General features: G+C 65.0%; 27 protein-coding genes. 13 read left to right on the top strand and 14 right to left on the bottom strand.

From position 1 onward, the window contains the following. The first annotated feature begins 2 nt into the window (after positions 1-2). The 4 genes from RN01_RS10785 (at position 3) to RN01_RS10800 (ending at position 3,863) form a co-directional block, all read left to right on the top strand. The gene (locus RN01_RS10785; RefSeq protein ID WP_024570373.1) at positions 3-1,046 is read left to right on the top strand and encodes an ABC transporter permease; all 1,044 of its coding nucleotides are present in this window, start codon (positions 3-5) and stop codon (positions 1,044-1,046) included. Further along, complete coding sequence (locus tag RN01_RS10790) at positions 1,040-1,828, top strand: ABC transporter ATP-binding protein (RefSeq protein ID WP_011516928.1); 789 nt, start codon at positions 1,040-1,042, stop codon at positions 1,826-1,828. The genes RN01_RS10785 and RN01_RS10790 overlap by 7 nt, the downstream gene beginning before the upstream one ends. A gap of 15 nt (positions 1,829-1,843) precedes the next feature. Continuing rightward, positions 1,844-3,031: a cytochrome c gene (locus RN01_RS10795; RefSeq protein ID WP_024570374.1), complete on the top strand. Its 1,188-nt coding sequence runs from the start codon at positions 1,844-1,846 to the stop codon at positions 3,029-3,031. A 142-nt stretch (positions 3,032-3,173) separates the two neighbouring features. After that, complete coding sequence (locus RN01_RS10800) at positions 3,174-3,863, top strand: hypothetical protein (protein ID WP_017515614.1); 690 nt, start codon at positions 3,174-3,176, stop codon at positions 3,861-3,863. Here the strand turns inward: RN01_RS10800 and waaC are convergent. Together waaC and RN01_RS10810 are read right to left on the bottom strand one after the other, a co-directional pair. Then, a complete protein-coding gene (waaC, locus tag RN01_RS10805; RefSeq protein ID WP_011516931.1) occupies positions 3,818-4,840 on the bottom strand; it encodes a lipopolysaccharide heptosyltransferase I in 1,023 nt (340 codons plus the stop codon). The two genes, RN01_RS10800 and waaC, sit on opposite strands and share 46 nt — an antisense overlap. 190 nt (positions 4,841-5,030) lie before the next feature. Continuing rightward, complete coding sequence (locus RN01_RS10810) at positions 5,031-5,639, bottom strand: cysteine hydrolase family protein (protein ID WP_024570375.1); 609 nt, start codon at positions 5,637-5,639, stop codon at positions 5,031-5,033. A gap of 115 nt (positions 5,640-5,754) precedes the next feature. On the opposite strand from RN01_RS10810, the gene RN01_RS10815 reads away from it, so the two are divergent. Continuing rightward, positions 5,755-6,585, top strand: coding sequence for a LysR family transcriptional regulator (locus tag RN01_RS10815; protein ID WP_231582270.1), 831 nt, complete (start codon positions 5,755-5,757; stop codon positions 6,583-6,585). Between the two features lie 255 nt (positions 6,586-6,840). Further along, the gene (locus tag RN01_RS10820; protein WP_017514629.1) at positions 6,841-8,805 is read left to right on the top strand and encodes a diguanylate cyclase domain-containing protein; all 1,965 of its coding nucleotides are present in this window, start codon (positions 6,841-6,843) and stop codon (positions 8,803-8,805) included. 27 nt (positions 8,806-8,832) lie between these two features. Here RN01_RS10820 and RN01_RS10825 read toward each other — a convergent pair whose 3' ends face one another. The 7 genes from RN01_RS10825 to RN01_RS10855 form a co-directional block, all read right to left on the bottom strand. Next, entirely contained in the window at positions 8,833-10,044 is a 1,212-nt protein-coding gene (locus RN01_RS10825) for a hypothetical protein (protein ID WP_017514630.1), read from the bottom strand. Positions 10,045-10,227: 183 nt separating this feature from the next. After that, a complete protein-coding gene (locus RN01_RS10830) occupies positions 10,228-11,958 on the bottom strand; it encodes an ABC transporter substrate-binding protein (protein ID WP_008641556.1) in 1,731 nt (576 codons plus the stop codon). Positions 11,959-12,081: 123 nt separating this feature from the next. Beyond that, entirely contained in the window at positions 12,082-12,390 is a 309-nt protein-coding gene (locus tag RN01_RS10835; RefSeq protein WP_017514823.1) for a DUF2160 domain-containing protein, read from the bottom strand. 11 nt (positions 12,391-12,401) lie between these two features. Next, positions 12,402-13,232, bottom strand: a complete 831-nt coding sequence (locus tag RN01_RS10840; RefSeq protein ID WP_008641554.1) for a carbohydrate ABC transporter permease — start codon at positions 13,230-13,232, stop codon at positions 12,402-12,404. Next, positions 13,225-14,109 (bottom strand): carbohydrate ABC transporter permease, encoded by an 885-nt coding sequence (locus RN01_RS10845; RefSeq protein ID WP_011516938.1) that lies wholly within the window; start codon positions 14,107-14,109, stop codon positions 13,225-13,227. The genes RN01_RS10840 and RN01_RS10845 overlap by 8 nt, the downstream gene beginning before the upstream one ends. Further along, positions 14,106-15,206 carry an ABC transporter ATP-binding protein gene (locus RN01_RS10850; RefSeq protein ID WP_017514822.1) on the bottom strand — a complete coding sequence of 367 codons (1,101 nt, stop codon included), beginning with the start codon at positions 15,204-15,206 and terminating at the stop codon, positions 14,106-14,108. The genes RN01_RS10845 and RN01_RS10850 overlap by 4 nt, the downstream gene beginning before the upstream one ends. 1 nt (position 15,207) lies before the next feature. Continuing rightward, positions 15,208-16,332, bottom strand: coding sequence for an ABC transporter ATP-binding protein (locus RN01_RS10855; RefSeq protein WP_024570377.1), 1,125 nt, complete (start codon positions 16,330-16,332; stop codon positions 15,208-15,210). 162 nt (positions 16,333-16,494) lie between these two features. Here RN01_RS10855 and RN01_RS10860 point away from each other — a divergent pair, with 162 nt between their 5' ends. After that, a complete protein-coding gene (locus RN01_RS10860; RefSeq protein WP_024570378.1) occupies positions 16,495-17,265 on the top strand; it encodes a DeoR/GlpR family DNA-binding transcription regulator in 771 nt (256 codons plus the stop codon). 172 nt (positions 17,266-17,437) lie between these two features. Here the strand turns inward: RN01_RS10860 and purU are convergent, their stop codons facing one another. Both purU and RN01_RS10870 read right to left on the bottom strand, forming a co-directional pair. Further along, a complete protein-coding gene (gene purU / locus RN01_RS10865; RefSeq protein WP_008641549.1) occupies positions 17,438-18,304 on the bottom strand; it encodes a formyltetrahydrofolate deformylase in 867 nt (288 codons plus the stop codon). Between the two features lie 47 nt (positions 18,305-18,351). After that, positions 18,352-19,203, bottom strand: a complete 852-nt coding sequence (locus RN01_RS10870; protein ID WP_024570379.1) for an NUDIX hydrolase family protein — start codon at positions 19,201-19,203, stop codon at positions 18,352-18,354. Positions 19,204-19,236: 33 nt separating this feature from the next. Between RN01_RS10870 and glpK the strand changes: the two genes are divergently transcribed. The 3 genes from glpK (at position 19,237) to RN01_RS10885 (ending at position 22,855) form a co-directional block, all read left to right on the top strand. Further along, a complete protein-coding gene (gene glpK / locus RN01_RS10875) occupies positions 19,237-20,769 on the top strand; it encodes a glycerol kinase GlpK (RefSeq protein ID WP_024570380.1) in 1,533 nt (510 codons plus the stop codon). 19 nt (positions 20,770-20,788) lie between these two features. Then, positions 20,789-22,393: a glycerol-3-phosphate dehydrogenase/oxidase gene (locus RN01_RS10880; protein WP_024570381.1), complete on the top strand. Its 1,605-nt coding sequence runs from the start codon at positions 20,789-20,791 to the stop codon at positions 22,391-22,393. A gap of 78 nt (positions 22,394-22,471) precedes the next feature. Next, positions 22,472-22,855 carry a hypothetical protein gene (locus RN01_RS10885; RefSeq protein WP_024570382.1) on the top strand — a complete coding sequence of 128 codons (384 nt, stop codon included), beginning with the start codon at positions 22,472-22,474 and terminating at the stop codon, positions 22,853-22,855. 109 nt (positions 22,856-22,964) lie between these two features. On the opposite strand, the gene RN01_RS10890 is transcribed toward RN01_RS10885, so the two are convergent. The 3 genes from RN01_RS10890 to RN01_RS10900 form a co-directional block, all read right to left on the bottom strand. After that, positions 22,965-23,189: a hypothetical protein gene (locus tag RN01_RS10890; RefSeq protein ID WP_008651933.1), complete on the bottom strand. Its 225-nt coding sequence runs from the start codon at positions 23,187-23,189 to the stop codon at positions 22,965-22,967. A 98-nt stretch (positions 23,190-23,287) separates the two neighbouring features. After that, a complete protein-coding gene (locus RN01_RS10895; protein ID WP_017512296.1) occupies positions 23,288-23,719 on the bottom strand; it encodes a YXWGXW repeat-containing protein in 432 nt (143 codons plus the stop codon). 125 nt (positions 23,720-23,844) lie between these two features. Then, positions 23,845-24,048 carry a hypothetical protein gene (locus RN01_RS10900; protein WP_008651931.1) on the bottom strand — a complete coding sequence of 68 codons (204 nt, stop codon included), beginning with the start codon at positions 24,046-24,048 and terminating at the stop codon, positions 23,845-23,847. Between the two features lie 206 nt (positions 24,049-24,254). On the opposite strand from RN01_RS10900, the gene RN01_RS10905 reads away from it, so the two are divergent. The 3 genes from RN01_RS10905 to RN01_RS10915 are packed head-to-tail and all read left to right on the top strand — an operon-like array spanning position 24,255 to position 26,674. Then, positions 24,255-24,884, top strand: a complete 630-nt coding sequence (locus tag RN01_RS10905; RefSeq protein WP_017512297.1) for a YfiR family protein — start codon at positions 24,255-24,257, stop codon at positions 24,882-24,884. After that, positions 24,881-26,161 (top strand): diguanylate cyclase domain-containing protein, encoded by a 1,281-nt coding sequence (locus RN01_RS10910; protein WP_024570383.1) that lies wholly within the window; start codon positions 24,881-24,883, stop codon positions 26,159-26,161. The genes RN01_RS10905 and RN01_RS10910 overlap by 4 nt, the downstream gene beginning before the upstream one ends. Positions 26,162-26,170: 9 nt before the next feature. After that, complete coding sequence (locus tag RN01_RS10915; protein WP_008651927.1) at positions 26,171-26,674, top strand: OmpA family protein; 504 nt, start codon at positions 26,171-26,173, stop codon at positions 26,672-26,674. Positions 26,675-26,847: the final 173 nt, after the last annotated feature.

The raw sequence follows: 26,847 nt of genomic DNA on the forward strand, positions 1-26,847 counted from the left end.
CCATGACGACCAACCAAAGCACGCTCGACGCGCGGCTCGCGCAACCCGCCCCCAGGACCGTCGCCCCACGCGTGACGGTCTGGCCCACGGGCATCGTGGCAGCACTGGCCTGGGGCGTGTTCGGCGCCGTGACCTGGCGCTGGCCCAACAAGATGGCCGGGTTCAACGACTGGGCCTATACGGAGGAACTCGGCATCGTCGTGCTCGGTGTATCCGCCGCGCTGTTGTTGCTGGCCCTGACGGGCGGGTACGCAAGCCGAAGCGGGCCGCTTCAGCGCGCGGTCGCCGCACTGCGGGCAGCCGGTCCCTGGCTTGTCGCCCTGCCTCTGGTCTTCACCGCCTGGGAGATCCTGACCGCAAAGACGGCGATCCTGCCGACGCCATTCTTCGCGCCGCCCCAGGCGCTGATCGAGGTCTACCTCGACGACTGGCAACGTCTGGGCGACAGCGCATTCAACACGCTGAAGCTGCTCGGCCTTGGCGTGGGCTACGGCGCGCTGGCCGGCTTCCTGATCGGTGTGTCGATCGGATGGTCGCGCCGCATCGGCTACTGGGTTCACCCCGTGCTGCGCGTGCTTGGCCCCCTGCCCTCCACGGCGCTGCTGCCGCTCACGTTCTACTTCTTTCCGTCGAGTTATTCCGCAGCGGTGTTCCTGATCGCGCTGGCCACCGCGTTTCCGGTGGCGGTGCTGACGTGGTCGGGCGTGGCCGGCGTCAACAAGAGCTACTACGACGTGGCGCGCACGATGGGCGCATCGGGCTGGTTCCTGGTGCTGCGCGTGGCGATCCCCGCCGCGCTGCCGCAGGTATTCGTCGGCCTGTTCATGGGGCTTGGCGCATCGTTCTCCGTGCTCGTCACGGCCGAGATGATGGGCGTGAAATCCGGTCTGGGCTGGTACCTGACCTGGGCTCAGGGGTGGGCATCGTACGTGAACATGTATGCGGCGCTGATCGTCATGGCGCTGCTGTTCTCGGGGGTTATCACATTGCTGTTCGCCGTGCGCGACCGCGCGCTCTCCTGGCAGAAAGGAACCGTCAAATGGTAGCTGTACTGGAACACGCCCCCGAGGCCGCTGGCGCCCGGATCGACATTCGCGGTGTCAGCCACGCCTTCGGCGACGGCGCGCGGCGGCTGCCGGTGCTGGACGACGTCAGCCTCGACGTCGCGCCCGGCGAGTTCGTCGCGCTGCTCGGCCCGAGTGGCTGCGGCAAGTCCACGCTGCTGCGGCTGGTGGCCGGGCTCGAAACACCGAACGCCGGGGAGATCCGGCAGGATGGCACGCCCATCGACCACCCCGATCCCTCCCGCATCGTGGTGTTCCAGGACCCCACGCTGTACCCGTGGCGGCGCGTGCGTGACAACGTCGCGCTCGGCCTGCAGGCTCGCGGCCTGTTGCGACGTGAAGGCCATCGCGTCGACGCCGCGCTCCGACGCGTGGGCCTCGAAGCGTTCGCGGATGCCTTCCCGCATCAACTCTCCGGCGGCATGGCGCAACGCGTGGCGCTGGCCCGCGCGCTGGTCAACGATCCACGGCTGCTCGTGCTCGACGAACCGCTCGGCAAACTGGACTCGCTCACGCGCCTGGCCATGCAGAGCGATCTGGTCGAACTGTGGCAACGCGCTGGATTCTCCGCCCTGCTGGTCACGCATGATGTCGAGGAGGCGCTGTTCCTGGCGCAACGCGTCATCGTGTTCAGCCAGCGTCCGGCCAAGATCACCGCGCAGATCGAGGTGGACCTGCCCTACCCACGGCATCGCGGCGACCCTCGGCTGACCGAACTGCGGCACGAAGCGTTGCGGCATCTGGGTCTGGATGCCAGCTGGTAACTGGCAGCGCAACGCATGAATGGACCACCGGCACAGGCGTGGCTCAACACGCTGCTCACGCTGTTGCAGGACGGGCAGCTTGCGCTATTGCGGCTCTGGCATGTGCTGCACCTCTCCGGTGACGCGCATGGCCAGCCCGCCTGGCCGTGGGCCCGAAGAATCGCAGGGGAAACGCTGCTGATCGATCTCGGTCTGGCACGTCAGGTCGCATGGCGCCTTGCGGCAATCTCCGTGGCGCTGGCCTGCCTCGCCGTCGCCAGCATCTGGCGTGGCAAGCGGCTGACCTGGCTCGCTGCCGCGGCGCTGACGCTTATCCTCGCACCCTGGCCATCGCCGGCATTGTTGTTCACGCCTGCCGCACCCACCAGTTTTCACATCAGCCCCACCCGCTTCTCAACCGAAAGCATCGCGCATGGCGCACGCCTCTACGCGCAACATTGCGCCGCTTGCCACGGCGAGGATGGCCGGGGTGAAGGACCGCTCGCGGCCGGGCTGTCGCGTTGGCCGCCAACGTTTGTCGGCCCGTTATTGGGACGTCGCGCCGACGGCGATCTGTTCTGGCATATCGCCAATGGGATGCGCGATAGCGACGGCCGGCAGACGATGCCCGCTTTCTCGCGAAAGCTCGACGATGCCGACACCTGGGCTGTCATCGAATACACCAAGGCGCTGGCAGCCGGCACTGCCGCCAGCACGTTCGGGAACTGGCCGATCCCATTGCGTCTGTTCGATGTCACGGTACGCTGCGGACAGGATGGGGGCCGCCCGATGGCCGACTGGCGCGGACATCAGCGCGTCCGTGTGGTGGCGTTCGAGGGTGATGCCGGCGGGTTGCCACTGGAAGACCCACGCTTCCTGACTTTGCTGCTAACGCGCGATGGGCAACCGCCCGTCAACGTCCCACAGTTTCGCGCCGGGTGCGTCGCCGCATCACCGCTGGCCTGGGACGCATACGCCCGCATCGCCGGCGTTGCCCCCAACAGGCTGGCTGGCACCGAGTTCCTGGCCGATCGCGATGGCTGGCTGCGCGCACGATCCCTGCCGGGCCGAGATGCGTGGGGTACCGCCGATCTGCTCTGTTCGACCGGTCAGGTCAACAAGGACCGTGGCCCGACATCGCCCGGCACGGATGGCCTCACGTCACTGCTGTTGCGCATGGATGCCGAACCCGTCCGATTCGTCCAGGGAGGCGTTATTCACTAGTCCACCCAGGCATCTGGTTGCGTCGGATCAAGTCACGGGGCAGCTTCAGAAAGGGCCGCCATCGCGCGTCGAAAAATCCTCATGTCGCGCCCGTTCGCCCCCCGTAGCGTATGCAATCCTCAATCGCTACGGACTGATTCCGATGTCACTGGATTTTCTGCCCGCGGATGCCGGCCCCGGCTTTGCCGTGGGGGCTGCCAAGCCCTGGACGGGCCGCTATCCCGTCTCGTCCGGGCTCTTCGAAGTCCGCCCTGCGCGAATGCCGCGCGACGTGTTGCCGGTGTTTGACGACGACCTCGACTGTATCGTCGGCTACCAGCGCGCATTCGCCGATCGCTGCCATCTCTTCGATCTGAATGGCGACATGCTTGGTGTATGGGAAGCCATGACGGCACTGCCACCACCGGAGGAACGTGACTCGTTGATGGTAGTGGGCGGCTTGTGGAAGGCCAACGTGCGTGGCATGACCGCACTGGGATTGAACGGCTCAGGCATGGCGCTGGCACCCGCGATGCTCGCGCAGTTGCGTTCGCGTTTCGCCGCGCTGGCGGACACGCCGCTGCTCTATGCGGAGGCCGCGCACGCACGTATGAGCGATCCACAGCGATTCGTCCCTGTGCACATCTTGCGGCTGGCAATGCGCCACGGGGAGCGCATTGCACCGCCTGCAGGACTGAGGGGCGTGGCCCGTTACATGATCGGACTACGGATTCGCCAACTGCCGTTCATGCTGGATCTGGTCACGGCGTATGCCGGCGCCACGATCGTCGCATTCAACTACTGGCGTTACGCCGACACGTCGCCCGTAGCACGATCGCGGGGCAATCCCTGACTTGCGCCGGCACCGTGCCCAGTGACCTGGGCAACCGCCGCCAGCACCTCGTCGACCGGAGGGCGCACGCCGTTGTCGCCGACCGAGATCGACTGGCCAGGCCGATTCACGCCGAAATGCGGCCGGGACGTGGCGGTGAAGAGCATGACCGTGGGCTTGCCGAGCGCATCTGCCAGGTGCACGAACCCCGTGTCCATGCCGACGACCAGCGCCGCCGCATCGACGCGCTGCGCGCACTCCGTGATCGACATGCGCGGCAGCACTTCCGCGCCAGGAATGGCGGCCGCAAGTGCCTTCGCCTCTTCGTGCTCCTGCTGCGATCCCCACGGCAACTGCACGCGGTAGCCCCGGAGCGAGAGCGCGTGGCCCACCTCGATCCAGTTTGCCTGCGGCCACTTCTTGATCTCGGCGGACGTGGCGTGGAACAGCATCGCACGCGGCACGCCGTCTGCGGCGAGCGGCGCGGCCGGCTTCGGGATGCTCAACTCGCAGGTTTCCTGCGGCTCGATCTCGTAGCCGAGCGCATTGGCCACCACGAGGCGCATCTTGTGCCGGCAGTCCGCATCGCCGTGCGGCCCGAACAGTTCGGTATAGGCAAATTCGGCGCGCGACTCACCTAGAAATTCGGCGGCATACCCCAGGCGGCGGCGGGTCCGGGACAGGCGCGCAACGATGGCGCTCTTGTAGACGCCATGCACGTCGATGGCCACGTCATAGGGCTCGCGGCGCAAATCGCGCACCGCGCCGAGAATTCCACGCAGGTCTCGCCACTTCTTGCCGTTCTTCTTGAACTGGCGCAGCGGCGGTGCAATCACGCGATCAATGCCGACCGTCCAACGCGGGATGTCCGCGCAGGAGGCATCGGCTACCCAGTCGATCTTCGCGCCGGGATAGGCGCGTCGCAGATCGTGGACCAGCGGTAACGTATGCACCATGTCACCGAGCGACGTGATCTTGATCAGTAGGATGCGCTTCATGAGGTGTGGGTCGGCCACGATGGCCGGCAAAAATGGGGGGCGCCGCCGGACAGGCCGCGTTTTGGAAGGCGCTAGTATGCCTCAGCCAGTCGCGCGCAGCATCCCGGCAAGCGCGCTTGTTCACCCCCTCAAACCCAACGCCGGCACTTGACCGGCGCGCATCCCTCCCGATTCCTGCCGATTCCTGCCGCTAGTGCCAAACCGATGCATCGGCCACAACGGTGGCGAACCGGTCATTCAAGGCTGCCAGGGTAACGCGATGAAGTACCGCTGCGGACAACGGCGCACCTCCCAGTGGATCGGGCAAATCACGCGTGGCGCAGGCAGCGGCCACCAGCGTCACGCGGTAGCCGTGGTCGAGCGCGGACCGGACGGTCGCGCTGATGCACATATGGGTCTGGAAGCCCGCCACGATCAGTTCCTTCCTGCCCGTGGCTGCCAGGAGATCGGCCAGGTCGGTGCCGGCAAAGCTGTTCGGCAGGTGCTTGACCACGGACTGCTCGCCATCGACGGGGGCCAGACCTTCGATGATCGCCGCATGAGGTCCAGTCGGATCGAACGCCCCGCCCGCCTTCCCGTGGTGCACGACGTGAATCACCGGCGAGCCGTGCCGGCGCGCCAGCGCCAGAAGCTCTGCGCAGCTTGCCACCGCCTCGGGCATACCGGTCAGCGGCAGCTTGCCGTCGACATACTCGCGCTGGTGATCCACCAGCACCAGAACGGCATCCGACCAGGCGGATGGCTGGCGGCTCGCGCCTGCAGCGTCAAGAAGCGTTGTTGGAACGGGGGCGACTGACATCTCACATCTCCATGGCCAGGTGACTATGCAGGCATCGTAGGACAGGCTAAGCTGTGCGCCAATTCTCCACTCATTCACAATCACTGTGCAAAAAAGCACAATCTCATGGGATGATTTGCTGACGCTGTCAACGCTGATGCGGGCCGGCAGCTATTCCGCCTGCGCGCGCGAACTCGATATCACCCATGCCACGGCCATCCGACGGATCCGGCGCCTGGAAACAGCGCTGGGCAAGCCCGTTGCCACCCGGGCAGACGGCACCTTCGTGCTGACCGCAGCAGGGCGCAACGCACTGATTGCGGCGCGCCAGATGGAGCAGTCCGCCGACCGCCTGCTGCGGGAAATCGAAGGCGTGGCATCGGGGGTCTCGGGGGTGGTGCGGGTGGCAGCCACCGCGGCGATGGGCACGTGCCTGCTAACGCCGCGCCTGCCGGCGCTCTACGCGGCCAATCCTGATGCGGAAGTCAGGCTCGAACTGGACAACCGGGTAGCCAGCCTGGCCAGGCGCCGCGCGCATATCGCGGTGCGTCTGGCACGGCCGCAGGAAGACACGGTGGTCGCCCAACGCGCGGGGACCGTGCATTTCGGACTCTATGCACCGGCCGGTATGACAGTGGCCACCGCGCTCGCCAGCGATACGCCACTCTGTGGCCTGCTCGACGAGGGTTTCACGCTGCCGGAAGTGGAGTGGCCGAAATCGCTGAATCGGCGTTTCGCATTCCAGTCCAATAGCCTGCTGGCGGTCAGCCAGGCAGTGCGCACCGGCCTGGGGGTCGCCCTGCTCCCCCACTACCTCGCCGCTGGAGACCCGGGCCTGATCCTGGCGCAGGACGTACCCGAGGTCACCCGTGAAATCTGGCTGGCCTACCCGGCCGAGTTTCGCGGGGCGTCACGCTTCCGCCCGGTCATCGACTGGCTGGTCGAAGCGCTGGCCGAGTGCCGCTGACAATCCTCTCATTCGCCGCACAGGAAGCTCCCGAATGTCGCGCCACCGCCACGGTGTGCGCCATGTTCCACCTCGCGTGCAATCACACACGCGTTTGCGCCGGTACTCCCAAGGCAACCGGTAACAGTTCTGCTACGCTTTGAACCGGTTGCCGATGATAGATAGGTGGGGCCATTCAATGAAAGCATCCAGGCAGCCAAATACGGGTCAGTGCGCGAATAGACAAGAATCATGCGGCACTCATTGAAGTACCGGATGGCGATCGCTGCCGCAATTGTGGTCACGCTGGTATTTGTGGCACGCGCGGGGATTTCCCAGTGGTACGCCTATGGGCGCCTGAACGACCTCGTTCAGAGCCAGCAGGACACACTGGTGAGGCTCGTCGCCAACCAATTGGACGAGAAGCTCGAATCACGCGCAGTCGTGCTGCGACGGCTCGCCCGCAACCTGTCGCCCGTGCTCGACGCGCCCTCCGCCCGACAGCGCCAGCTTGCCACCGACACCATCGACATACCGGAGCAATTCAACGCGGTCTTCATGGCATGGCCAGACGGCACACTCGCGTTCAGCACGGCGGTTCCGGATGGCGTCAAGATGACGATCAGCGACCGCGACTACTTCAAGGAAATCCTGCGCGGCTCCCCGTTTGTCGTTTCGGACCTGCTGCAGGGCAAACATAGCGCCGCCCCCGGCGTCATCCTCGCCGTGCCCCTGCGGGGTGCCAAGGGTGAACTGCGCGCAGTCGTCGGCGGCATCCTGAACCTGTCCGCGGATAACTTCCTGCGCGAACTGGCCGGCAGCCGCATCGGCCTGACCGGGTTCTATTGCCTGGTATCGGCCGGTCCGAATCCACGCTATGCCATGCATCCCGACAGCGCCAAGGTGCTCGCGCCCGCACGCGCCTCGGGAGAATCCTGCGGCGCCGAACTGCCAGCTTCGCGCTGGGAAATGCTGGAGCCGCAGCAACCGGTCGTCGCGCGCCACCTGCTGGCATCAAACGGGTGGGAGGTGATATCGGTCCTGCCCGCCAAGGAAGCCTACGGGCCGCTGCTCGAAGCCCGCCAACATGCCATCGTCATCGGCTTCGTTTCCCTGATCTTTGCGGCCGCGCTGATGTGGATGACGATCCGTTTCCTGTTGGCCCCGCTCGAACATCTGCATCGCGCCGTCAGGCAACTGGCCACGCGCCCATCCGCTGTGGCGGACCTGCCCGTCAACCGCGAAGACGAAATCGGCGAGCTTGCCGGCGCCTTCTGCGAGGTCATGCAGCAACTCTCCGAGCGCGAGGCAGCGCTCAAGGCCGCCAACGACAGCGCCGCGGCGAGCGAGAAACGCTTCGTGGCCATCGCCAATCATGTTCCCGAGTTCGTCGCTTTCATCGATGCCAGCGAGCGGTTCGCGTTCGTCAATCAGGCCTATGCGCGACACTATGGTCTGCCGGCCGACCAGATCACGGGCCTTTCTGTGCGAGAGCTCTGGGGCACGCCAGACTACGTCGCCAACAAGCCCTACCTCGAGCGCGCAAGCACTGGCGAAGTCGTGACCTTCACGCGAGAAACCTCCGACGGCACCGCCCGGGAGATCACCTACCAGCCAGCGTGGAACGATACGCAGGACGTCCTCACCGGACTGCACATGTTCGCCCGCGATGTGACCGGCGAACGCCTGAAGCTACGCACACTCGAAGCTCAGACGCTGTCCGATCACCTGACCGGCCTGCTGAATCGCAAGGGCTTCGACCGGCGACTGCAGGAAGCCATGGCGCGAGCGGACTCGGCAGATCACAGCGCCGCGCTGCTGCTGGTGGACCTCGACGATTTCAAGGCGGTCAACGATAGCTACGGCCACCCGGTCGGCGACCGCCTGCTGGTCGCTTTCGCCGAACGGCTGCGCACCTGTGTACGCAGCGGCGATGCTGTGGCCCGAATTGGCGGCGACGAGTTCGCCATCATCCTCGAACACATCACCACGCCGAGTATCGTCGAACGCATCGGACATGCTGTCGTTCATGCGGCGCTACGCCCGTTCACGATCGATGGCCAGACACTCGTCTCGACGTGCAGCGTCGGCAGCGCGATCCACCAATCCGGCCAGAGCGCATCCGTCAGCGAACTGTTCATACGGGCGGATATGGCCCTGTACGACGCCAAGCGACATGGCAAAGCCTGCTATTCGGCGACCGGCCCCAACAAGGCCACGGATATCGCTCCGCACGCGTAGCTGACGTGGCCTATTTGCAGCCCCGCCTCAGGCAACCGATAAGTCGTGCTCCGCTCCGGATACGAGGGTCAGCTTTCTGCCCGAGACGCGCCTGACCACGTCAAGCAGCCCTGCCCGGCGCATCGCCTCGGCGAGCGTTGGGTCTTCGAGAACATGCAGGCCCAATGCGGAGCGCCAGACAAGTCGCAGGACCACCAGTCTTTCCAGTGCCCGCTCCACCTCGGCGTAGTCGAGACGCGACGATGGTTCGCCTGACAGGGCGTTCATGACTCGCCGATAGGTTTGCATCGTTGACGCGCTGAATCCAGCGAACATCTGTTTGCTCGTCGCCATGACGCGGATGATCGCGTCATCGAGCGGCGGCAGTTCTTCCAGCGTTCGCATAGCGGGCGCATGAACGGCGCGCATCTGTTCGTCAATCCGCCGCTCGAGCACCGCTGCTGCATCGTCCCCGACAAGACCGTCCCTGCCCACCGCAACCGCCGCGGACTCGAATAGCTCGGGACGATACGCCGCACGCGCGAACAGATGCGTCATGACATCGGCGTTCAGTAGGTCGGAAAAGCCGTGCCGCGACCGAAACCAATCGATGTAGTCACGCCCCAGCACCGGGAAGATCCGTTCCGTCGCGCAGAAGAATGCCTCGCGCGAGCCAAGCAGCATGCGCAGCTTGACGTGATCGGAGCCCGTGGCGATGATGCGCAGGCCGTGATGGGCGAAGTTCAGTTCATCGCGTGCCGCCTTGAGCGCGAACATCGCGTTGTTGCCGCGCCGGGTGGCCATGCATTGCTGAGCTTCGTCGATGATCAGCGCGATGGGCCGCTGGACCTTGTCCGACAGTTCGGCCAGCGCATCGGATAGGGCAACACCCTTGCCGAGCCCCACCCGGTCTATGGAGAAAGAAAAGCCTCCGAATCCGAACCGGTCCAGCCCCACGGCGCGCGCCGCTCTGGCAACGACTCCCTCATGCGCGGCCAGTGCCTGGCGTACGACGTCGACGATCACGTCCCCAGGATCGACATCGTTGTTTTTCCATAGATCCGCAACCAGAACCAGTGCGCCACGACGCTCGAGTGCCGGCTGGAGGTCTTCCCGCAGAAACGTCGATTTGCCCGTGCGGCGTGGCGCCGACAGGAACAACCCCGACCACGCCATGCCCGTCCGTGAATCGCCCATCAGCTCGTCGGCGAGTTCGGCCGCGAGCTGTCGCCGGCTGAAAATGCTTTCGGATTCGTTCATCTTTGCCTCTGTCCATGAGATCCAACTGCGAGCGATTCTAGATAGCCATGGGAGGCTTTAGGGTGTCGAATACGGAGTGCAACGCGGAAGTTCCAAACTGGCACAGATCCGGCACAAAACGAAACGGCGGCGCAACAGCGCCGCCGCTCCTCCCTACAAGCCGAACACCCCGTTCAGCAACAATTAGCGCACGCGCCCTTCCTTCCACGCCTGCAGCAGCTTGTCATAGGCGATGGTTTCGCCCTTTGGTTTTTCATTGTCCAGCTTCTTCCACGGCGCATGTTCCGACGACAGCCACTTCGACGGATCGCTCTTCGGATTGAGCTTCGGCGCGCAATTCGCCATGCCAGCACGCTGCAGGCGGCCCATCACGTTGTCCATCTCCTCGGCCAGGGTATCCATCGCCACCTGAGGCGTCTTTTCGCCCGTCACCGCAGTGGCCACGTTCTTCCACCATAGTTGCGCCAGCTTCGGATAGTCAGGCACGTTGTTGCCAGTCGGCGTCCAGGCCACGCGGGCCGGGCTGCGGTAGAACTCGATCAGGCCACCATACTTGTCCGCGTTCTTGGTCAGGTACTCGTGATGAATATCGCTGTCGCGGATGAAGGTCAGGCCGGTCAGCGATTTCTTCAGCGAGACCGTCTTGGACGTCACGAACTGCGCGTAGAGCCAGGCGGCAGCCAGACGGTTCGGATCGGTGTTCTTGAAGAAGGTCCACGAGCCGACGTCCTGGTAGCCGTTCTGCATCCCCTGTTTCCAGTACGGGCCGTACGGCGACGGCGCCATGCGCCACTTCGGCGAGCCATCGGCATTGACCACAGGCAGGCCCTTCTTGGTCATGTCGGCCGTGAACGCCGTGTACCAGAAGATCTGCTGCGCCACCTGGCCCTGGGCAGGCACCGGGCCCGCCTCGGAGAAGGTCATGCCCATGGCCTGCGGCGGCGCGTATTTCTTCATCCAGTCGATGTACTTGGTCAGCGCGTAGACCGCGGCCGGGCTGTTCGTGGCGCCGCCACGCGAGACCGACGCACCAACCGGCGTACACTTGTCCTCGGCCACGCGAATGCCCCACTCGTCCACCGGCATGCCATTGGGCAGCCCCTTGTCGGCCGATCCGGCCATCGACAGCCACGCATCGGTGAAGCGCCAGCCGAGCGACGGATCCTTCTTGCCGTAGTCCATGTGGCCGAACACCTTCTTGCCGTCCAGTTCCTTCACGTCGTTGGTGAAGAAGTTGGCGATGTCCTCGTAGGCGGACCAGTTGGTCGGCACGCCCAGGTCATAGCCGTACTTGGCCTTGAACTTCTCCTGCAAATCCTTGCGCGCGAACCAGTCGGCGCGGAACCAGTACAGGTTGGCGAACTGCTGATCCGGCAGCTGGTAGAGCTTGCCGTCCGGCGCCGTGGTGAACTTCGTCCCGATGAAGTCCTTGATGTCGATGCCGGGGTTCGTGTACTCCTTGCCCACGCCGGTCATGTAGTCGGACAGCGGCAGGATCGCGCCATAGCGATAGTGCGTGCCAATCAGATCCGAGTCGGAGATCCAGCCATCGTAGATCGACTTGCCGGACTGCATCGACGTCTGCAGCTTTTCCACGACATCGCCTTCCTGGATGATGTCGTGATTGACCTTGATGCCGGTGATTTCCTCGAAGGCCTTGGCCAGCGTCTTGGATTCGTACTCGTGCGTGGTAATGGTTTCGGACACCACGTTGATCTGGGTGACACCCTTCGCCTTGAGCTTGGCGGCGGCGTCCATGAACCACTTCATTTCCGCCATCTGCTTGTCCTTGGACAGCGACGACGGCTGGAACTCGTTGTCTACCCACTTCTTCGCGGAGGCCTCGTCGGCCCAGGCCGCATGACCGCAAGCCAGCGCGGCCGCAAAGGCCAGGGCCGACATCCCCAACTTCACGCGCTCTTTCATCTGTGTCTCCTCATGAACCCCTTCCCCGGCTCTCTGTAATTGGGTTGCGGCCCTGGGGAAGGGACAAGATCTCGCAGCCCACATCAGCAAAATCCGCGTTGCGCCGAAGCACTAGCCCCGGCGCATGATCAGCAGCAGCACCAGAGCAGAGACGCCCGCGCTGATCCATATCGATGGTTCTTCGGCCAGTTGCAGCCAGCTCTGGATCTTTTCACCCAGCCCTACCCACGCAAGGTTGATCCACGCCGCGCACATCAGCCCGATAAACAGGCGGTCGCCACGCGTGGTGGCGATGGGCAGGAAGCCCTTGCGCATCAACGTCGGCGTACGGGTTTCCCAGATCGTCATGCCAATCAGCATCACCACCACGGCGGCAAAGAACACCGCCACTGGCGTGGTCCACACCATCCAGCTCAGCATCGGTGCCTCCCTCAAACGCGGCCCATCGCGAAGCCTTTCGCGATGTAGTGCCGCACGAACCAGATCACGATGGCGCCCGGCACGATGGTCAGCACGCCGGCCGCTGCCAGCACGCCCCAATCCATACCCGACGCCGACACCGTGCGCGTCATCGTCGCCACGATCGGCTTGGCGTTGACGGACGTCAGCGTCCGCGCCAGCAGCAGCTCCACCCAACTGAACATGAAGCAGAAGAACGCCGCCACGCCCACGCCGGCCTTGATCAGCGGCAGGAAGATCGTCAGGAAGAAACGCGGGAACGAGTAGCCGTCGACGTAGGCGGTCTCGTCAATCTCGCGTGGCACGCCCGACATGAAACCCTCCAGGATCCACACCGCAAGCGGCACGTTGAACACCAGATGCGCCAGCGCCACGCCAAGGTGTGTATCCATCAGGCCGATCGTCGTGTAGAGCTGGAAGAACGGCAGCAGGAACACCGCGGGCGGCGTCATGCGGTTGGTCAGCAGCCAGAAAAACACGTGCTTGTCGCCGATGAACTGGTAGCGCGAGAACGCGTAGGCGGCCGGGAGCGCCACGCCGATCGATATCACCGTGTTCAGGACCACGTAGATCATCGAGTTGATGTAGCCCGAGTACCACGACGCGTCGGTGAAGATCGTCACGTAGTGCTCGAGCGTGAACGATGCCGGCCAGAGCGAGAGTGTCGAGACGATCTCCTCATTGGTCTTGAACGACATGTTCACCATCCAGTAGATCGGCACGATCGCGAACAACAGGTAGGTGGTCAGGAATACAGGCCGCCACCAGCTGGCGCGCTGGCCCGGAAGCACGTGCTCAGCCATTCGGAATCTCCTCGGCGCCCGCCGTGCCGGCGCGTTGCATCCAGTTGTAGAGGATGAAGCAGGTCAGCAGGATGATCAGGAAGTAGACGATCGAGAACGCCGCGGCCGGCCCCAGATCGAACTGGCCTACCGCCTTCTGCGTCAGGTATTGCGACAGGAACGTGGTGGCATTCCCAGGCCCGCCGCCGGTCAGCACGAACGGCTCCGTGTAGATCATGAAGCTGTCCATAAAGCGCAGCAGCACCGCGATCATCAGGACACCGCGCAGCTTCGGCAACTGGATGAAGCGGAACACCGCGAAGCGCGATGCGCCGTCGATCTGCGCCGCCTGGTAGTAGGCATCCGGGATGGCCCGCAGCCCCGCGTAGCAGAGCAATGCCACCAGGGGTGTCCAGTGCCACACGTCCATGACGAGCACGGTAACCCAGGCGTCAAACGCGCTACCGGTGTAGTTGTAGGCGAAGCCTAGCCCGTCGAGCGCGGCCCCGAGCAGTCCGATATCGGTACGGCCAAAGATCTGCCAGATCGTACCGACCACGTTCCAGGGAATCAGCAGCGACAGCGCGATGATGACCAGCGTCGCCGATGCCTTCCAGCCCTTGGCCGGCATCGACAGCGCCAGCAGGATGCCGAGCGGAATCTCCACGCACAGCACGGCCAGCGAGAAACCGAGCTGGCGGAACAGCGCGCCATGCAGTTCCTCGTCCCGGAGAACGGTGCGGAACCATTCGGTGCCGACGAACACCCGCCGATCAGGCGAGATGATGTCCTGCACCGAGTAATTGACGATCGTCATCAATGGCAGGATGGCCGAGAACGCCACGCACAGCACCACTGGCAGCACCAGCAGCCAGGCCTTCTGGTTGACGGGCTTCATTGGACCAGTTCCTCGTTGACGTAGAAGCAGGTATGCCGGTTGAACACCGACAACCACGCGGTATCGCCAGCGCGCAGATGCGCGGCCTCGGTTCCCAGCCGCGCGCGCAGGGTCGCGGCTTCGCCGTGGTCTACCGTTGAGGACACCAGCCAGTACGTGCCGATATCCTGCGCGCGCTCCACGCGCACGGGCAGCGCCTGCGGATCGTTGCCGGCTGCCAGCTTCAGGTACTCCGGACGCACGCCGACCTTGAAGCTGCCGGCAGCCTGCAGCCTCGCTGCCACATCTGGCGACAGGTCGGGCGCGTAGCGCCGCCCCGCCATCTCGATGCCACCATCGCGCCATTGGCCCGGCAGGAAATTCATGCCGGGCGAGCCGATGAAGTGCCCCACGAAGGTGTGCGCGGGCCGCTCGAACAATGCATCGGCCGAGCCCACCTGCACGGCCTTGCCACGCGACATGACCACAACCTGATCGGCAAAGGTCAGTGCCTCGGTCTGGTCATGGGTCACGTAGATCAGCGTCAGGCGAAACTCGTGGTGGATCTCCTTGAGCTTGCGACGGAGTTGCCATTTCAGGTGCGGGTCAATCACGGTCAGCGGCTCGTCGAACAGGATCGCCGATACGTCCTGCCGCACCAGACCACGACCCAGCGAAATCTTCTGCTTGGCGTCGGCAGCCAGCCCGCTCGCGCGGCGGTCCAGCGACGCCGAGAGGTCGAGCATTTCGGCCACGCGCCCAACCCGCTCCTTGACCTGCGCGGCCGGTACACCGCGGTTGCGCAGTGGGAACGCGAGGTTCTCGCCGACCGTCATCGTGTCGTAGATCACCGGGAACTGGAATACCTGGGCGATATTGCGTGCCTGCGGCGAATCGCCAGTCACGTCCTTGCCATCGAAGCTGATCGTGCCTTGCGAGGGACGCAGCAGACCCGAGATGCAGTTCAGCAACGTAGTCTTGCCGCAGCCTGACGGGCCCAGCAGCGCGTAGGCGCCGCCGTCCTCGAACGCGAAATGTAGTGGCAGCAGCGCGTAGTCCTCATCCTTCTGCGGATTGGCGACATAGGCGTGCGCGAGGTCGAGATCGATACGTGCCATATCAGGCTCCTGACTCGATGATCGCGGCGACCGGGCCCGCCGATGCCGGCGACATGCCTGGACGGCGCGGCGCGTGTATGCGATCGCCGTCCGCGTTGAACAGGTAGATCTGCGCTGGCTCGATATGGAGCGACAACTGCGCGCCCAGTTCGAGATCGCGTACACCGGTAAGCTGGGCCACCAGATTGCCGGCGGGTGTATCGACATGCACGAACGTATCCGAACCCGACAGTTCGGCCAGCGCCATCCTGCCCGGCACGGCCACAGCCTGTGGCACGGCGTCGAGCCGCAGCGCGCCAGCACGCACGCCCACCGTTACCGGCCCATCGGCATGAGCCACATCCGGCATCGGGATGGAAATGTTGCCGGCCAGCACGACGCGGCCATGCGCCAGCGCACCTTCGAGAAGATTCATCGGTGGATCGCTGAAGGCGCGCGCCACGCGCAGTGACGCCGGATAGTGGAACACCTCCGGCGTCGGGCCATACTGAAGCAGTTCGCCAGCGTCGAGCACGGCGGTATGGCCACCGAGCAACAGCGCTTCGGCCGGCTCGGTAGTGGCGTAAATCACGGTGGCATCGCCCTGCGCGAAGAGTTGCGTCAGTTCCTCGCGCAGTTCCTCGCGCAGTTTGTAGTCGAGGTTGACCAGCGGCTCATCGAGCAGCATCAGCGGCGCATTCTTGGCCAGCGCACGGGCCAGGGCCACACGCTGCTGCTGGCCACCAGATAGCTCCGAGGGATACCGGTCGAGCAGATGCTCGATGTGCAGGCGCCCCGCCAGCGAGCGAACACGCGCGTCGACGTCGGCCTGGCGATCCCGGCGCAGCCGCAACGGCGATGCAATGTTGTCGAAGACGCGCAGCGACGGGTAGTTGATGAACTGCTGATAGACCATCGACACGTTGCGTTCCCGCACCGGCACGCCGGTCACGTCGGCGCCGTCTACCAGCACGCGGCCCGCGGTGGGCTTGTCCAGCCCCGCCATGACCCGCATCAGCGATGTCTTGCCCGCCTGGGTCGTTCCCAGCAGGATCGTGACGGCGCCAGGCACGGGGGCCAGCGACATCGGGTAAAGATAGGCTTGCGATCCCACGTGCTGCGCAATGCCTTCCAGGCTGAGCTGCATCCAGTCTCCAATATTCTTCTTGTGACAGCTCAGCCACTTCGAAAACCTGCGGCTGAAGCGCACTTTTCATAGCAACCCGCTCGTTTTAGCTCAAAAACGAACACAAAACAATACTGCGCCGCATCATTTGTTTTCGTTTCTGTTTGAACTAGAATGCCGGACATGACGCTCAATCCACGCCAGACCGCACTCCTCGAGGAAGTCCGCACGCAGGGCTTTGCCTCTATCGACGAACTCGCGCGCAAGTTCGGCGTGACCCTGCAAACGGTGCGCCGGGACGTCAACCTGCTGGCCGAGAACGGCATGCTGGCCCGGTTTCATGGCGGGGTACGGGTAGAGGGATCGACCACCGAGAACATTGCCTACCGGCAACGCCAGGTGCTGAATGCGGAGGGCAAGGCGCGCATCGCGCGCGCGGTGGCGGCTGCCGTGCCGGAAGGCTGCTCGCTGATCCTGAACATCGGCACCACGGTGGAGGAAGTGGCGCGCGCGCTGATCCATCACCGGGGCTTGCGGGTAATCACGAACAACCTGAACGTGGCCAATATCCTGGCCGACAACCCCGACTGCGAGGTCATCGTCGCCGGTGGCGTGCTGCGTTCGCGCGACCGCGGCATCGTTGGCGAGGCTACGGTGGAATTTATCCGGCAATTCAAGGTGGATATCGGCCTGATCGGCATCTCGGGCATCGAGGCCGACGGCACGCTGCGCGACTATGATTTTCGCGAGGTCAAGGTGTCTCGCACGATCATGGAACACTCGCGCGAAATCTGGCTGGCGGCCGACGCCAGCAAGTTCAACCGGCGAGCCATGGTGGAACTGGCGCCGCTCGCGAGCATCGACCGGCTATTCACGGACGAGCCGTTACCCGCGCCTTTCGACACGATGCTGCAGGAAAGCGGGGTGGAATGTGTGGTCGCGGATCAGGAGTGAGGTGGGCTCACGTCTCGCGCTCCCTTCTCATGCTTGTGAGAAAGGGGTTCTGGGAGAAGGCATTGGGGTAGCAGCAGCCAGGACGGGTCGCAAATTGAACCGCCTACCCTCTTCACCGCCCCCCTCCCCCTTTCGGGAGAGGGGAGAAAACCATTGCGGTTTCCGGTCCTTATTACTTGAACACCACCGTCTTGTGGCCGTTCAGCAGAATCCGATGTTCCGCATGCCACTTGACGGCGCGGGCCAGCGCCACGCATTCGACGTCGCGACCCACGGCGGTCAGTTGCTCCGGATCCATGCTGTGGTCCACGCGCTCGATCTCCTGTTCGATGATCGGGCCTTCGTCGAGGTCGGCGGTCACGTAGTGGGCCGTCGCGCCAATCAGCTTCACGCCGCGGTCATGCGCCTGGTAGTAAGGCTTGGCGCCCTTGAAGCTCGGCAGGAACGAATGGTGGATGTTGATCGCGCGGCCCTGGAGCTTGCGGCACAGGTCATCGGACAGCACTTGCATGTAGCGGGCCAGCACGACCAGGTCGATATTCTGCTCGCGCACGACTTCGAACACGCGCGCTTCCTGCGCGGCCTTCTGCTCCGCCGATGCGTTCATCAGCGGCAGATGGAAGAACGGCACGTCGTAGGACGCGGCGAGCTGATAGAAGTCACGATGGTTCGAGACGATCGCCGCGATCTCCACCGGCAGACCGCCAACCTTGGCGCGGAACAGCAGGTCGTTCAGGCAGTGGCCGATCTTCGACACCATGATCATCACGCGCGGCTTCACGGTCGCGTCGTGCACCTCCCACTGCATGCCGAACTGGTCGCCCACGGGGGCAAACGCGGCACGAAGCTCGGCCAGATCCGGGCCGCCCGGCGCGGCGCTGAAATGCACGCGCATGAAGAAGCGGCCAGCGAAGGCATCACCGTACTGGTCGGAGTCAACGATATTGCAGCCGTGCTGGAACAGCAGGCCGGATACGGCGTGAACGATGCCCGGCTGGTCCGGGCAGGAAAGCGTGAGGATAAATCCGGTGGAACTCATCGTAAGCGATTCGGAATTGAGCGGGCCGGGACCGTGAAGGCCTCGATTCAGGGCTGGATACCGGCCCAGCCGCGTCGGCGGAGGGCATCCAGCGTCACCAGCGTGGCATCGACGGTCATGGCGCAATCCGCCATGATAGCAAGCAATGCCTCCGGATCGATATGCCGGTGCTCGGCCACTTCACCGTCCCGGTTATGGGGAACGAAGTCGGCCGGCAGCATAAGGTCATATACATACACACGCTCCCACTGCACGCCTTCGGGGATTTCACGTAGCACATCGATCACCCCGTGGGCCTCGGCCTGGCTGGCCAGCGCGGGCGGAATCCCCGATTCCTCGTCGCATTCGCGCACCAGCGTTTCCAGCGGATCACTGCCTGCCGGCATGCCACCGGCCACGAGGTTGTCCCACATACCCGGGTCCACCGCCTTGCGCGGGCTACGGCGCGATATCCACAGCGCCCGCTGGCCGGCCACGATCCCGTTCATGTGCGACGCGAACGTCAGCAGCCCCAGGAAGCGGGCTGCCGCGCGCTCGATCACGGCCAGCGGCTTGGCTTCCAGCGCCGGCGTCACCGCGAACAGTTCGTTGCGCCAGCCGCGCACATGGCCGGCGTCGGCCAGTTGGGTGGCCAGCGTCGCCAGTGCCGCATTGCGCGCGGGCACCGTGGTACAGCCGGGCAGCAGCGTGATGGCGCCCTGCCCGTCGGGCTGGCCCAGCACGCCATCAAACCCCGCGAGGATGTCAGCGTGCTTGCGCGGCAGCCAGCCCACGTGCCGCCCATCGACCATCAGGCGAAGGTGGGCAGCGGGATCAAACGGACTGCGCGCGGCAACGCCGGCAGTGACTACGCTAACGATATCGGCTGGATCGGCGGGGCGGGAAGCTGTTTCGGCCATGACTATTCAATTCAACACATCCGGATGGAACGCATGACATCCACGACTTCTCATCAGCCGCAGTACGTGCTGGCCCTGGATCAGGGCACCAGCAGTTCGCGCGCCATCCTGTTCGATCACCTGGGCAATGTCGTACGCATCGCCCAGCGTGAGTTTCGGCAATATTATCCGCATCCCGGCCACGTCGAGCATGACCCCTACGAGATCTGGCAGTCGCAACTGGCCGTGGCGCACGAGGTACTGGGCGACGCGGGCGTCAGCGGCACGCAAATTTCTGCCATCGGCATCACGAACCAGCGCGAAACCACGGTGCTGTGGGATCGCAAGACCGGTGAACCGGTGGGCCGCGCGCTGGTCTGGCAAGACCGCCGCACCGCGCCGATGTGCGAGGACCTGCAGGCAGCGGGCCACGCGGAGACATTTCAGCGCAAGACCGGACTGATCGTCGACGCCTATTTCTCCGGCACCAAACTGCGCTGGATGCTCGACAACTACGAGGGCGCCCGCGCACGCGCCGAGCGCGGCGAGCTGGCCTTTGGCACCGTCGATAGCTGGCTGATCTGGCAGTTGACCGATGGTGCGCGGCACGTCACCGACGTTTCCAATGCTTCGCGCACGATGTTGTTCAACATCCACGATTTCCGCTGGGACGATGAACTCCTGGGCCTGCTGGATATTCCGCGCAACCTGCTGCCGGAAGTGGTGCCGTCGAGCGGCGAGGTCGCGCACGCGTCGGCACGGCTGTTCGGCGTAGAGATTCCGATTGCCGGCATCGCCGGCGACCAGCAGGCCGCCACGTTTGGGCAAGCGTGCCTCCAGCCGGGCATGGCCAAGAACACCTATGGCACCGGCTGCTTCATCCTGATGAACACCGGCGACAAACCCGTGACATCGCACAACCGGCTGATCACGACCATCGGCTGGCAGATCGGCAGCAATACCCAGTACTGCCTGGAAGGCGGCGTATTCATGGGCGGCGCGACGATCCAGTGGCTGCGCGATGGTCTCAAGCTGATCCACAGCGCCCCCGAGGTGGAGCCGCTGGCACGCCAGTGCACCGACACCGGCGGCGTGGTGCTGGTGCCGGCATTCGCCGGCCTCGGCGCGCCGCACTGGGATCCGTTCGCACGCGGCACGCTGGTCGGCATCACGCGCGGTACCGGCGGGCCGCACATCGCCCGGGCCGCGCTCGAATCCATCGCGCTGCAGAGCGTGGACGTGCTCGACGCCATGCAGAAGGACGCCGGCATCTCGCTGGCCGAACTCCGGGTCGATGGCGGCGCCTCGCGCAGCGACCTGCTGATGCAGATGCAGGCTGACTTGCTCGGCACCGCCGTGGTCCGGCCGCGCGTGACGGAAACCACCGCGCTAGGCGCGGCATACCTCGCCGGGCTGGCAACCGGCTACTGGACCGACCCCGAAGAAATCACGCGGCAGTGGCAGGTGGAGCAGCGCTTCGAGCCGAAGCTGTCCGCCGACGAACGCGAACGCCGCATTGCGCGTTGGCACCGCGCCGTCGACCGCGCCCGCGACTGGGCGCGCGAGTCCGATGACGCCGCACGCTGAACCCAGATTCGAATTTCCCATGCAAACTTCCGTCACTCCGGTCGCCCCTCCCTCCCGCGACACCCTGCTTCAGACGCTCGCGCGCGAGCCACGCTGGGATGTGATCGTCATCGGCGGCGGCGCCACCGGGCTGGGCACCGCGCTCGATGCTGCTTCGCGCGGCTACCGCACGCTGCTGCTCGAGGCCGCCGACTTCGCCAAGGGCACGTCGAGCAAGGCCACCAAGCTCGTGCACGGCGGCGTTCGCTACCTGGCGCAAGGCAACATCAGCCTGGTGCGCGAGGCCCTGCACGAACGCGGCCTGCTCGCGCGCAACGCACCGCACGTGGTCTGGCCGCTCGGCTTCGTCGTGCCGGCCTACCAGATGTTCGACCAGCCGTTCTACGGGATCGGCCTGAAGCTCTATGACATGCTGGCAGGCGGCCTGAACCTTTCAGGCAGCCGCTGGCTCAGCCATCGCGAAACGCTCGAGGCCGCGCCAACCCTGGCCGAGCACGTGGGCGGGCGTCCGCTGCGCGGCGGCAATCTGTATTTCGACGGCCAGTTCGATGACGCGCGGCTGGCGATGGCGTTGATGCGCACGCTGTTCGATGTGGGCGGCACCGCGGTCAACTACATGCGCGTGAGCGGACTCTCGCAGTCCAACGGCGTCATCACCGGCGTCACGGCGCAAGATGTGATCGGTGGGGAGACGTTCCACCTGCGCGCGGATTGCGTGATCAACGCCACCGGCGTGTGGGTCGATGCCGTGCGCCAGATGGAAGACGGCCAGGCCCGGCGGATGGTGGCGCCAAGCCAGGGCGTTCACCTGACGATTCCGCGCAGCTTCCTGCCCGGCGATCGCGCAGTCCTGATTCCGAAAACCGACGATGGCCGCGTGCTGTTCCTGGTGCCCTGGAACGGGCACACGATCGTCGGCACCACCGACACCCCGCGCCAGGATCTGCCGCTGGAGCCCCGGGCTGCGAGCGATGACGTTGACTTCATCCTGGAAACGGCCGCGCGTTACCTGGCCCGCGACCCGACCCGCGATGACGTGACCAGCGTCTGGGCTGGCCTGCGTCCGCTGGTGAAGGCCACCGGGGAAGCCTCCACCGCGTCGCTGTCGCGCGAGCATACGATCCTGGTATCCAAAGCCGGACTGATCACGGTCACGGGCGGCAAATGGACCACGTATCGCAAGATGGCCGAGGACGTGATGGAAACCGCGATCCAGCGGCAGTTGCTGCGCGCCGCGCCGTGCCGCACGGCCGACCTGCCGCTGCACGGCGCGACCAACATGCCCAATGACCTGCCGCCCTCGGGCACCGGATCGCCCGACCGCTATTACGGCGCCGACCTCCCCCTGGTTCAGGCGATGCCTGGCGCGGACAACGTGCTCGTGCCCGCCTCCGGCCTGACCGAGGCCCACGTCCGCTTTGCCGCGCGCTACGAGCTGGCCCGCCGCGTTGAGGACGTGCTGGCGCGGCGCAATCGGGCGCTGTTCCTGGACGCCCGCGCTGCGCAGGACGGCGCCCCCCGGGTGGCGGCGATCCTGGCGGAGGAACTCGCGCACGACTCGGCCTGGCAGGCACGCGAACTCGAGGACTTCGGCAAGCTCGCCAGGGGCTATATGCTCGGATGATCGACGATACCTGCGTTCATGGTGCCGGACTTGGGCGATAATGCCGGTTAACGCATCAGGGAGAACACCATGGACGATATGGACGAGCTTGACGATCTGTCCGATCTGCCGATTCCCCAGTTCATCTGGGGCTTCGCCGTCATCGCCAACAAGGGCGGCGACGTCATGCACGACGAATTCGAATATCTGACCCACACCCGCAGCCCGCGCTTCACGTGCCGGGTGGTCGAACTCGAGGACATGCCCGCCGACAGTGAGGATTCGGGCATTGACGGACGCATCGTCCACCACGACGAGCCGGACCGCATGTTCTACATCACCGATATCGGCATGGCGCTGGTGAACTTTCAGCTATTCGACAAGCTGCCCGACAAGGGCAAGCTCAAGAAGGTCTGCGACGAAGCGATCGCCAACTGGATGCTGCGTCGCGAATTCCTCGACGACGAGGAAGACGAAGCGTAAGCAGGCCACGCCACAAAGCAAAACAGGCACCCCGAGGGGTGCCTGTTTTGCTTTTGTCCTATCGCTATTGTCGCCACACCAGCCGTCACACTGGCCACTACGCCCGTCACTACGCCGGCTCGACCTCGATCAGCCCCGACGCCACGCGCTCGATCTCGCAGTAGATCGGCATCGCTTCCATCGGACCGGTGCAGCCCACGCCCGAAGCCTGGCTGGCGCTGGCGCCCGGCGGCAGGAAAACGAACGCCATGCCGGGCTGGAAACCCGGATGGCGGCGCAGACTGTCATTGAGAATATCGAGATACTGCGCGCGCGTGAAAACCTGCTTGGACATGTCGGCATCTCCGGGTAATTTTCTGGCCCGGGCATCCTAGCATGGCATCACGCGCTGCTGTCACCGCATCGCGAGGCGCGACGAATCGAGATCAATCCTCAGCACTCGCCCTTCTTGGCGTGTCCGGGCGGGCAGTGATAGCCGCCACGGCCGCGGTCATGGTCATGGCCGTGGCCCTGATCATCGTCATCGCCTCGGCCCTGCCCGCGGTTCCAGCGCTCAGGCTGCAGCACCCAGCCGTTGCTGGCTCGAACCCAGCGCGGCTGCTCATAAACATAGCCAGGACGTTCGCTGACCCAGTGTCCCTGCTTCCATGCATGCTTGTGACCGTGGTCGTCCCAATCCCAGTAACCGGGCGCCCAAACGTAGCCAGCACGCGGAGGCGGCACGACTTCATAGACCGGGGCCGGTGGCGGAACGCCAATGCCGATATTGATGCTGACCTGCGCCATGGCGGCCGGCGCCAGCGCCGCTGCCGAACCAAGCAGAACCGCGCCAGCAAAGGCGCGCACGATAAGCTGTCGTTTCATAGGGACCCTCTCTTTTTAATTAGCACCGATAGAAAGAAGTCTATCGGTGCCATCTGGAATGTGATGTAAGAAAGGGTATCTGAAAATTACCGCGCGACCCAGCCTGCACTAGGCAGCTGAAACGCTTAGTGGTCCGCCGCCATCGCCTTGAGTTCGGCGTCACCGGCCACGCGGGCGGCGTCGGATGTCGTGAAGGTGTCATCGGACACGATGGTGCGCCGGATCTGTTGCCCGCCGAAATCCACCAGCGAGATCACCCACACATAGCGCCCGGCCTGTGGCGCGGTTTGCACGAAAGCCTTGAGTTGCGGTCTGGATTCGGTCGTCATGAGACTCCTCCGGTCGAAACAAGCGAGACAAACGCGTCCGGGAACTCTAGCACACGGGATGGGTGGCTGCCGCCTCCGTCACCCCTCATCCTCTTATATCTAAGACATCTGGCCCGGTGCGGACATAAGCCAGAGTGGCTACAGTTTTCTGTAACGGTGCCGACACTTGACCAGATGTCCCCGGACCCCTCTGCCAGCCGCCACAATTGCCGTACTTGACGCCCAATTTCGCTCACCGACCGCGCTCCGCGCTGACGCTGCCACTGGTTCTGCTGCTGGCCACGCCCGGCACGTGGCCGGCAGCCATGGCCGCTTCCACGGTTGCCGCAGCAGCGCCTGCATCAGCCCCGGTATCGGCCCCGGTATCGCCCCCCCTCGCACCGGCTTCACGTTCCGAAGCCGTGGCCCGCATGGTGATGAGCCTGCTGAGCTATGCGCGCTGGCCTGCCGAGCGCGAAACGCTGCGGCTGTGCGTGGATACGGACGCACGTTACGGCGGCAAGCTGATGGAAGGCGGCTCGCTATCCACGGGCCGGCTGGTCCAGGCACGTTCCGTCGATCCGCTTGCCGACACGCTCGCGCCCGAGTGCGACGCACTCTATATGGGAGCCATGACCGATGCTCGCCGCAAGAAGCTGACGGCGGATCTGGTGGGAAAGCCCGTGCTGGTGATCGTCGAGGAAGATTTCGAATGTGAAGTTGGCAGCATGTTTTGCCTGACATTCCGCGAGAATCAAGTCTCGTTCCGGATCAATCTCGATGCCATCGCGCGCAGCGGGATTCATATCCACCCCGGTGTGCTCCAGCTCGGCCGCCGCAGGACGCCCGCATCATGAACTGGCCCGGCCGCCCCCCCGCCCCCGACGACGCCGCGCCACAGCGCCCGACGCTGTACCGCGCGCTGCGGCGTATCCACCTTGGCGTGGCGCTGATCGCCGTGTTCACGGTCGGCATCTCGCTGACCGCGCTCGGGCTGACCGCGCTGCGCGTCTATGCGGATCACAACCTCCGGCTGGTGGCGCGCTCGATCGCCTATACGGTGGAAGCGCCGGTCGTGTTCGGCGACGCCGCCGCAGCAGCCGATGCGCTTTCCGTGATCGCCGCATCCGAGGACGTGACGCGGGTCATCGTGTACGACCGCGACCACCAGCCGATGACCGTGTGGCAGCGCCCCGGCCACGAGCGATTCCCCGCGCTGCGCCGGGTGGCCGGCGACCTGCTGATATCGGGCGCCGTCGAGCAGCCAATCCTTCACGAAGCCCAGCAGGTAGGCAGCGTGCGCGTGGCAGGCGATCCGGTGGCGCTGCTGCACTTCCTGCTGCAAGGCACGCTGGGCCTGGGAGCCTGTCTGCTGTTGACGGCGCTGGTGGCGCACTACATGTCCCGCCGAATGCTCAGGGATGTCGTCGATCCCCTGCGCAACCTGATGCGCGTGGCCCACGCGGTGCGTTCCGAACGCGCGTTTGGACAGCGAATGCCGCCAGCGCGGATCGAGGAACTGAATGCGCTGTCCGAAGACTTCAACGTCCTGCTGGACGAACTCGAGGCCTGGCAAAACCAGCTTCAGCATGAGAACCGTTCGCTGGCGCACCGCGCCAGCCATGACAGCCTGACAGGCTTGCTCAACCGCGCCGCCTTCACTGAAGCGCTCGATCTCGCCGTGCGTACTGCGGCGGCGCGCAACCAATATGCCGCCGTGCTCTATCTCGACAGCGACGACTTCAAGGGAATCAACGACCGCTATGGCCACGCGGCGGGCGATGCCGTGCTCGTCGCCGTCGGTCAGCGCCTGCGCGGCTGCCTGCGCGAAGGCGACAGCGTGGCGCGGCTGGGCGGCGACGAGTTCGCCGTACTGGTCAACGCCCTCCGCGCGCCCGAGGACGCGGTTCGCATCGCCGAGCACATCCTCAACGCCATGGCCACCCCTGTGTGTCTGGCGGATGGCACCACTATCTTCGCGCCACTCAGCATCGGCCTGGCGGTGTACCCGCTGCATGCCCGCAACGGCACGGCGCTGCTCCATTCCGCCGATGCCGCGATGTACGGGGCCAAGCGCCAGTCCGGCGCCACCTGGCACAGCGCGGAGTCCGCGCCACCGGAGCCATCTCTCTAGGGGCCGACCATGAGAGCGCCCAGCAGACCCCGCCGCGCTTTCCTGCTGACCACACTGGCCGGTCTGGGCGCGCTGGCGCTGTCCGGCTGCGCCAGCCCCGCCCACAAGCTGACACCCGCGCAAATTGCCGTGCTCAAGAACCAGGGGTTCATGCTGACCGGCAACGGCTGGGAACTTGTCATGCCGGACAAGGTGCTGTTCGGCTTCGACGACGACACGGTCTCGGCCGAACAACAGAACGCCCTTGCCCGGGTTGCGCGCACGCTGCGGGATGCCGGCATCGACGCCTTGCGCGTGGACGGCCACACCGACAACGTCGGCACGATCGAGTACAACCAGCAGCTCTCCATGCGCCGTGCCGAGGCTGTGGCGCGCGTGCTGCTCACCTGCGGATTCGCACGCGATCATCTCGATGTGCGCGGATTCGGCAAGACCCGCCCCATCGCCGACAACGGCACGGCGCTGGGCCGCGCGGAGAACCGCCGCGTGGCGATCATTGTCACGGTCGAATAGACCCTGTTCCGAAGAAACACTCTAATTCGGGCGTACCGAGACAATCAGGCCGGAGCGAAAGCGCCTTTCTCGCCCTTTACCCATGTCCCCAGGCCCGCCCAGCCTTGGTTTGCGGTGGATCGGCCAACGACAGAAGGCCGGACAAACCCTGCCCACGGGCGCAGTGGAACGGT

The organism is Cupriavidus sp. SHE, assembly GCF_000812445.1.
Taxonomy (GTDB): Bacteria; Pseudomonadota; Gammaproteobacteria; order Burkholderiales; family Burkholderiaceae; genus Cupriavidus; species Cupriavidus metallidurans.